Source organism: Megasphaera sp. DJF_B143, from assembly GCF_900320625.1.
Taxonomy (GTDB): Bacteria; Bacillota; Negativicutes; order Veillonellales; family Megasphaeraceae; genus Megasphaera; species Megasphaera hexanoica.
Map to the genome: position 1 here is coordinate 1 of NZ_ONTA01000199.1, position 8,308 is coordinate 8,308.

The 8,308-nt window shown below is 48.3% G+C and carries 7 protein-coding genes and 1 pseudogene; 3 read left to right on the forward strand and 5 right to left on the reverse strand.

What is annotated here, in order from left to right; translation table 11 throughout:
- The 3 genes from DBO31_RS06105 to DBO31_RS06115 all read left to right on the forward strand — a co-directional run.
- Positions 1–698: AraC family transcriptional regulator (locus DBO31_RS06105; protein WP_150824700.1), on the forward strand; the 698-nt coding region annotated here is incomplete at its 5' end.
- Between the two features lie 102 nt (positions 699–800).
- A complete protein-coding gene (locus tag DBO31_RS09495; RefSeq protein WP_150824701.1) occupies positions 801–1,184 on the forward strand; it encodes an MATE family efflux transporter in 384 nt (127 codons plus the stop codon).
- Between the two features lie 13 nt (positions 1,185–1,197).
- A complete protein-coding gene (locus tag DBO31_RS06115; protein ID WP_159897785.1) occupies positions 1,198–2,199 on the forward strand; it encodes an MATE family efflux transporter in 1,002 nt (333 codons plus the stop codon).
- A 122-nt stretch (positions 2,200–2,321) separates the two neighbouring features.
- Here the strand turns inward: DBO31_RS06115 and DBO31_RS06120 are convergent, their stop codons facing one another.
- The 5 genes and pseudogenes from DBO31_RS06120 to DBO31_RS06140 all read right to left on the reverse strand — a co-directional run.
- Positions 2,322–3,326: a PdxA family protein gene (locus tag DBO31_RS06120; protein WP_150824703.1), complete on the reverse strand. Its 1,005-nt coding sequence runs from the start codon at positions 3,324–3,326 to the stop codon at positions 2,322–2,324.
- Between the two features lie 24 nt (positions 3,327–3,350).
- Positions 3,351–4,022, reverse strand: coding sequence for a cyclase family protein (locus DBO31_RS06125; protein WP_059076130.1), 672 nt, complete (start codon positions 4,020–4,022; stop codon positions 3,351–3,353).
- A 17-nt stretch (positions 4,023–4,039) separates the two neighbouring features.
- Positions 4,040–5,272: an MFS transporter gene (locus DBO31_RS06130; RefSeq protein WP_159897787.1), complete on the reverse strand. Its 1,233-nt coding sequence runs from the start codon at positions 5,270–5,272 to the stop codon at positions 4,040–4,042.
- A gap of 551 nt (positions 5,273–5,823) precedes the next feature.
- Positions 5,824–7,752, reverse strand: a complete 1,929-nt coding sequence (locus DBO31_RS06135) for a sigma 54-interacting transcriptional regulator (RefSeq protein ID WP_150824704.1) — start codon at positions 7,750–7,752, stop codon at positions 5,824–5,826.
- 21 nt (positions 7,753–7,773) lie between these two features.
- Positions 7,774–8,308, reverse strand: a pseudogene (locus tag DBO31_RS06140) (hypothetical protein); the annotation flags it as partial.

Consider the following 8,308-nt stretch of genomic DNA (forward strand, 5'->3'; position numbering starts at 1 on the left):
AAGAAACACTCCATCTCGTTCCGGGAGATATCGTCTTTATCCGCGACGGAATCGTCCACGGAGGTGTTGTCGATTCCGATGATACGGCGTATGAATGTCTCGTATTTGAGCCTCCCAAACTGCTTCATTCGGCCAATTATCAATCCAGTGATCTCAATAATCTGCTCAATCATACCTTCAATGTCCGCAACCACTTCAACCAGGATGATAAGAAAATAGCTCTCATCGTCCGTATACTCTTTGAAGAAATGCAACGGGAAAATCCCGGTTATGAACTGATTGTCACAGGCATGCTGTATACAGTGTTCGGACTTATCATTCAGGAAAAGCAATATACTCCTGTGACAAAGCAGCCTGTAGAAACGAGTCATCTTCAGATGCAAAAACTAAAAAAGGCATTTCAGCTCATTGATGACAAATACGCTGCACCCCTTACGCTCTCCGAGCTTTCCAGTGCTGCCGGATTGTCACCTAATTATTTCTGTAAATTTTTCCAGAAAATGACGCATTATACACCGATTGAATATCTGAACCAGTATCGTATCGACCAGGCCTGCCTGAAACTGGCCTACACAGACAAATCCATCACGGATATTGCCTATTCCTGCGGATTCAATAACCTCAGTTATTTCATCAAAACGTTCCGCAAACAAAAAGGGATTTCCCCTGGTAAATTCCGTCAGGTCAACCGGAAATAGCACTTTTCCACCCGGGACAGGTCTGGTATAATGTCGGTATAGCAGTTTTCTGCTGATACAACAATAATAAAACATAAAGGATAAGAGCCTGCAGCGAATTCTATGCTACAGGCTCTCTGTGTTTCAGCTGCAATGAATAAATCAACTTATGTCACGGACTTTACGACAGGCAGCGTCACCCGGCAGCTTCTCTGGTTCGCCCTGCCTATGCTTTTGTCCCAGTTATTACAAATTACATATAATATGGCAGATATGATTATTGTCGGCCAGGTACTGGGAAAGGCTGGCCTGTCGGCAGTTTCTATCGGCGGGGACCTGACGAATTGCCTGACTTTTATCGCTATGGGATTTTCCAACGCCGGCCAGATTCTCATATCCCAGTATATCGGGGCCCGGCGTCATGATCAGCTGGCTGCTCTGGTAAGTACCCTGCTCCTGTTGCTGCTCTTTTTTTGCTCTGCTTATGACCGCAGGTTGCCTGTATGAACGGCACGCCATTATGGCTCTCATGAATACACCGCCTGAAGCATATGGCGAAACGATGGGATATGCCGTCGTAAGCATGACAGGCATTCTGTTTATCTACGGATACAATGCTGCCAGTGCTATTCTCCGTGGCATGGGGGATGCCCGGCATCCCTTTTATTTCATTGCCTGCGCTACAGTCCTCAACGTCATTCTGGATCTCGTTTTCGTCTGCTTCTGGAATCTGGGAGCCGCCGGCGCTGCCTTGGCTACCGTATTCAGTCAGGGAGTCAGTTTTCTGGCCGCATCCTGTTTTGTCTGGCGCCATCGCAGCCAGTACTACCTGCCTGCTTCCCTGGGAGAATTCTTTCATCCTGATTTTCAGATTGCCGGTGATCTTCTCAAACTAGGCGTTCCCATGGCCATCAAAAACGCCTCTGTCCAATTTTCCAAATTATTCGTCAATTCATGGATTAATTCCTATGGCGTAGCCGTTTCCGCATTTTCCGGAGTGGCCAACCGTCTCTATGTAACATCCAATCTTATTTCCAATGCCATCAATACAGCCGGATCATCCATGATAGGGCAGAACATCGGAGCTGCCCGGTACGAACGGGTCAATCAGATTATCTGGTCCATCTTCCGCATCACCGTTACTCTGGCTATCCTTTTTTCTATCCTGCTGTACACCTGGCCGGTAGAAATTTTTCAGATATTTACCGATGACCCTGAAGTAGCCCGTATCGGCATAGAATATGTCCCCATTGGCATCCTCTGCTTTTTCAGCTGTGCCGGCCGGTCTGCCATGAATTCCCTCATTAATGGCAGCGGCAATACCAAAGTAAACTTTGCAACAGCCCTCTTTGACGGCCTCATCCTGCGGCTGGGTCTGTCCGTCCTGTTCGGCGTCTATCTGAATATGCGCTATATGGGCTTCTGGCTCGGGGATGCCCTGGCCAACTTCACGCCATTCTGGGTAGGTATCCTCTTTTACCTGAGCGGCGCCTGGAAAAAATCCCGGGTCCGGCAAAAATGACTGTGTCCAAATGAAAAGAACCGCATACCCGGAGGTATGCGGTTCTTTTCATTAACGTCTTATAAGAGGTTCCGGTGTGCTGCCACCGTAGCCTTTTTTACGCATCTGCAAAAAGCAGATGATCATGCTTCTTCTCCCCTCCAGCCGGACATCTGGGCTGCCAGACGGATTGCATGGGCAAAAGAGCTCGTTTTGGCAATACCTTTGCCGGCAATATCAAATGCCGTTCCATGTTCCGGTGTCGTAATAGCATACGGCAGGCCACCGGCTACGGTAACTCCTTCATCAAAAGCCAGGAGTTTCGTAGCAATCTGCCCCTGGTCATGATACAACGTCACGACGGCATCGTATTCGCCACGGAAGGCATGCATGAAAATGGTATCTGCCGATACGGGACCGACAATATCTTTTCCCTGGGCCTGCAGGCTTTCTACGACGGGCTTGAGGATATCGATTTCTTCGGTACCGCACAGGCCCCCTTCCCCGCAATGCGGATTGAGTGCTGCCAGAGCAATACGGGGATTATCATAGCCAGCCCGTTTCATCGTCTGATAGGTCAGATCGATGGTCTTCAGGACGTTTTCTTTAGTAATATATTTAGGTACTTCTTTGAAGGGGATGTGCGTCGTCACGCGGAATGTCCACAATTTATTCATGACATTGAGGATACCGCGGGGCTTATCCATCCAGTCGAGGCACTGAGCAAAGAGTTCATGTTCGTCTTCTACATGATACCCGCCCCGTTTGAAAGCCTGTTTGTTGAGAGGGCCAAAGACGAAGCCATCAATCTGATGATCCTTCAAAAGGTCCATCGAATACACGAGGGTATCACCGGTCACTTTGCCGGATTTAGGATCGACTTCTCCGATTTTGACCGTATCAGGGTCCAGATTTTTCAAATCAATGATGGAAACAGGACCATCCCAGTCAATCTGATCTACCCTATCTACACAGGTGAATGGAAAATCAACGTGAGAAATTTCCATCCCCCGGCGCAATACACGGGCATCGCCGATGAGTACAGGGCGGCAGCACGTATCCGGCATTTTTTCTGCTACCAGTTTGGCAATCAGTTCCGGGCCTACACCGGCTGCTTCTCCTAAAAATATACCGATAATTGGTTTCATAGTTATATATTTCTCCTTACGTTATTATAAAGATTTGACGGCCACAGCCCGTACGGGGCAGCCTTCCACACCTACAAGGCGCAGCGGCAGAGCCATAAAGGTAATTCTGTCTTCTGTAATCTGATCCAGACCCGCCAGATATTCAATAAGGAATACACCTTTCAGGAGTAATGCGTAATGTGTCGTCGATTCACTCATAGGCAGGCATCCTTTATACGTAGCCGCCTGTTTAAGAATCTGATCCTGCGGAAAATCAAAGGCGACAGCCTTAGGCTTTTGGGCATAGAGCCAGTCAGCTGCTTCTTCACTGACAAAAGGAGCATCCGTCCAATATTCTTTAGACTGGATATCACGTTTCTTATCCCAGCAGGTCTTTAAGATAATAATGTCCCCTTCACGGATATCCTTGGCATGTTCTTTTAAATCATCTGCCGTGATTTCATGATCGGCACCGATATGAGAAAGGTCGATGACGGCTGCAGCCCCGCTATAGGTATCGACAGGCAGTTCGTCCAAAGCCGGCGCACCACCTGGTTTGCAGTGCAGCAGTGTATCAACATGAGTAAAGGCATGTGCCGGAAGCGTCATGACAGAAGCGCGGAAATCATCGCCGGCTTCTAATGTATGTTTCAAACTTTGTTTATATCCCCAACGCCAATGATCGCGGATAGGAAAAGATAAATCAATCAACTTCATGATATTTGCATCTCCTTTTAAGCTTCTTTACTTACCGGGGCAGCCGTAGCAGACGGTGCTTTCGTTGCATCTTTTTTCAGGAATAACAGAAGAAGCGGCGCTACGATGGAAGCAGCGACCAGGAATACCATGCCACCCAGGGAGCTTCCCGTAACGGTTGTGAAATAACCAAAGAGCCATGGTCCGAAGAAACCGCCCAGGTTGCCGACTGCGTTGATGACACCCAGGGTAACAGCCAGTACATCAGCCGTAAGGAATGTCGTCGGAATTGCCCACCAGATGCCATAGTAGCACTGGATCAGACCGCCGCAGCAAATCAGGGCGATGACGGCTGCCGTAACATTACCAGAACTTGCCAGAAGTGTAGAAGCCAGCAGGCACAGAGCCGATGTAACAGCCGGTACAATCATGTGGAAACGGCGTTCGCCCGTCTTATCGGAATGGCGGGAGTTCAAAGTCAGCATAATCATGGCAAAGAACCAGGGAACAGAAGTCAGCAGGCCAACCAACATCTGGCTGCTGCCCGTCAAATCTTTCATCATGGTCGGAAGCCAGATAGAATAACCGGCAAATCCGGTCTGTGTCAGGAACCAGATAGCAATGAGAATGATTACATTACGGGTCTTAAGGGCTTCCATGACCGACATACCTTTAGTGGCAATTTTCGATTCTTCTTTTGCAGCAGCATTGACAAGGTAATTCCGTTCTTCTTCAGAAAGCCATTTGGCATCTTTCGGATGATCCGTAATGCAGAGCATCCAGATAATGCAGAATATAATCGGGAATGCGCCTTCAATCCAGAACATTTCACGCCAGGTAGCATAGGTAAGGATGAAACCGCAGATAGGCGACATAATCATGGCTGCAAACGGAATGGAAAGCATCCAGATGCCATTGGCCCGGGCCCGTTCATCCAGCGGGAACCACCGTTTCAGGAGCAATACAATGGCTGGCAGGATACAGCCTTCGACGAAACCGATCATAAAGCGGACAATCAGAAGCTGTGTCACGTTCTGGATAAAGCCGGTAGCAGCAGCAAAGATTCCCCACGCAATGAGAGCTACGCCAATCAGTTTCTTAGCACTCCAGCGTTCTGCCCATAAGCCGCCGGGAACCTGAAGGAATAAGTAACCAATAGCAAAAATACCACCGGCAAGACCGGCATAGGTAGCACCAATCCCCAGGTCTGATTCCATGCCTGGGAAGGCAAAACCGATATTATTTCTGTCAATCATGTTGATGCAGTACATAAGAAATACTGCCGGTAAAATTCTAAACCATCTTTTCTTTGGAACCGTATTCATTTTTTTCTCCTTTACGTCCGTATTAGTTCATTATAATAGAATAAAAACAAGATTGAAACATATTACGGTCAACGTTCGAGTATTAAATCAAATGGCCATTTCGTTTATTCTCACGTTTCGCATGTCTATATGAAATATTTATGCCAATGTGTATTTACAAACTGCCACCTATGATGTAATAACATAAGATATGCTCTTTTTATTTCAACATGATTTAAAAAGATAAAATTTTCACATAATTTACACACAAAAAAGCCTTCTATTTCGATTAAGGCATCGTTCAATGGAACATATCTTTTCTGTTTTTCATATTTACCGTTTCATATTTTTCATTTTGTGAAACAGAATAATTACTTCGGAATTATTCTGTTTCACAAAACTTTTATGCAAGGAACAAACTTCAATATAAGAAAAAAACCGCATACCTCGCGGTACACGGTCTTCTTCAATCAACATTCTAAGAGGAGAGCCGATGTGCAGCCACCGATTCTATCCTGTCACTTCATCTGCTTCATTTTCCGCCACAGTGTCGTACGGCTGATTCCCAGTCGTTCTGCTGCATGTCCATAATGATAGTGAGTTTCTTCCAGCACTTGCCGGATACGCTGGTATTCATCCATCTCTCCGGCTGCCGGCGCTGCCACGGTTTTCTGCTCTGCAGGCATTGGCGATTCTTCTGGCAGGGCCTGCTGGGTAGTTCCAGTCTGTACGCCTCCGCTCAGGGCAATACGCAAGTCGTTTTCGTCCAGTTCCGCCCCTTCGGTAAATACAGCGACGCGTTCCGCCACATTATACAGTTCGCGGATGTTTCCAGCCCAGTGCTGCTGCAGCAGACACTGCTCTGCCGCCTTTGTCATGCCTTCCCAGATAATGCCATCACGGCTGTAAATCCCCGACAAAAAGCGGCGGAACAGGAATAACACATCCTGTCCCCGGTCCCGCAGCGGTGGCAGCACCAGATGCAGCGTATTAAGGCGATAATATAGGTCTAACCGAAATTTCCCTTCCCGGCTCATAGCCGCCAAATCCCGGTTGGTCGCCGCGATGACGCGGACATCGACGGGAATAATCCGGTCATCGCCGACGCGCATGATTTCATGTTCCTGCAATACCCGCAAAAGCAGTCCCTGCATACGTGGAGAAATTTCCGCTATTTCATCCAGAAAGAGCGTACCGTGGTGGGCCGCTTCAAAGAGGCCGCTCTTACCGCCCTTCCGTGCATCGGTAAAGGCGCCTTCCACATAGCCGAAGAGTTCACTTTCCAGAAGATTTTCCGAAAGGACGGCACAGTTTACGGCGACAAATGGTTCCCGGCTGCGACTGCTGGCATTATGGATACTCTGGGCAAAGAGTTCCTTCCCTGTACCCGTCTCGCCATTGATTAGCACATTGGCATCGGCCTTGCTGTACTGTTTAGCCAGATGAATCGTTTCCAGAAGAGCCGGGCTCTCGCCCAAAATATCATCAAAGTGAGCTTTGGCTATATGCCCTTTCTGATTTTTTTTGCGCCGGATTTCATTTCCCAGGTTCTGCACCTTCAATACGGGCTGAAATGCCGCAACGGCACCAATTGTCTGATTTCCCGTCTGCATGGGAATACAGGTCAGAGTGACATCCTGGTCGTTGAAACGGGTAATGCGGTTGAGTACCGGCTGGGCCGTTTCCACCACCTGGCGCAGGGGGATATGAGGTAAAAGAGATGCCAGCCGCTTGCCCGTGCTCTGTGGCGAAAGTCCTGTAATATTTGCGGCTTCCCGGTTTATGAGCAGAATCTCATCGTTCTTATCCACGGCAATGATGCCATCGTTCGTATAGTTCAGAATAGCCCGGAACAGTTCGGCCCGGCGCCGTTCCTGCAGGGAAAGCTGATAAGCCCTTTTTGCCTCTACCAGCGCCTGATACACAGCTTCCCGGCCGGAGCTGATGCGAACAGCAGAAAAGCCCAGTTTGCGGGCAATAATCGTAGACGTTACGCCGCCGATAACCGCTTTGACTCCTTTTTCTTTCATTTCCAGAAGTCGTTCCCGTATGCCATCTTCTTCAAATGCCGCAGCAGTTACCAGCTCTACGGGTATCAATTCAGAAATATGCTGGGCGCCGTAAATCATTTCCGTCGTTCCAATGAACCCGATACGTTCTTCGCCCGATTCTTTTTTACAGGCCAGCGCCGCCCGCATGATATCGTATCCACTGATTTTCAGTTCCGTAACCGGCACATGCTTCAGCAATTGTTTCAGTTTACGATACGTAGCCCCTCTGGCCACAACTACGTCGCCGCCAATATCCACATCATCCAGGATCTGAGTTCCCAGCCGGAGTATCGTTTCCAGCTGCCACTCTTCCCCGCTCTGCTCCTGTTGCTCAAGAAACGTATGGCAGACGACGTCTTTCATTTCCATATATGGCAAAAAGAACGTAATTTTCATAGCTTTCAGCCTGTCTCCTTATCAACAGCAGAGATTGTTGCGCACATTGACGATGAAATCCTGCACATTGGTTACGATAGAATCGACACTCAGACTACCCCGGTCACGCAATTTGTTGACAGCAAATTCTGAAATATCGACACAATAAAAATAAGTCGGACGTACGACACCATCCACCACGCGATACGACGGGAACATATTGCCGGTCGCTATGGAATGAAGCATGGTGGCCATACAGATAATCGTCGTGGCATCGCTGATCATGGCCCTCATCGCATCCTGTGCCTGATAGACATTTCCAATGACTTCCGGAAGAGGACCGTCATCGCGGATAGAACCGGCCAGTACGAGCGGGACGTGACACTGGTCACATGCCGCGATAATCCCATTGTCTATATGTTCCTGTTCAATAAAAGAATGAATGGAACCATACTGACGTACTTTGTTAATCGTATCGAGATGGTTATAATGTCCCAGCGGTGCCAGCTTTTGGGTATAGATATCCTGCCCCAGAGCCGTCCCCAGATACGCCGCTTCCAAATCATGGGTAGCCAGC

Excerpts from the sequence above, each read along its gene's own strand:
- DBO31_RS09495 (WP_150824701.1), top strand. The coding sequence starts at position 801 with ATGCTACAGGCTCTCTGTGTTTCAGCTGCAATGAATAAATCAACTTAT.
- DBO31_RS06115 (WP_159897785.1), top strand. The coding sequence starts at position 1,198 with ATGGCTCTCATGAATACACCGCCTGAAGCATATGGCGAAACGATGGGA.
- DBO31_RS06120 (WP_150824703.1), bottom strand. The coding sequence starts at position 3,326 with ATGAAACCAATTATCGGTATATTTTTAGGAGAAGCAGCCGGTGTAGGC.
- DBO31_RS06125 (WP_059076130.1), bottom strand. The coding sequence starts at position 4,022 with ATGAAGTTGATTGATTTATCTTTTCCTATCCGCGATCATTGGCGTTGG.
- DBO31_RS06130 (WP_159897787.1), bottom strand. The coding sequence starts at position 5,272 with ATGTACTGCATCAACATGATTGACAGAAATAATATCGGTTTTGCCTTC.
- DBO31_RS06135 (WP_150824704.1), bottom strand. The coding sequence starts at position 7,752 with ATGAAAATTACGTTCTTTTTGCCATATATGGAAATGAAAGACGTCGTC.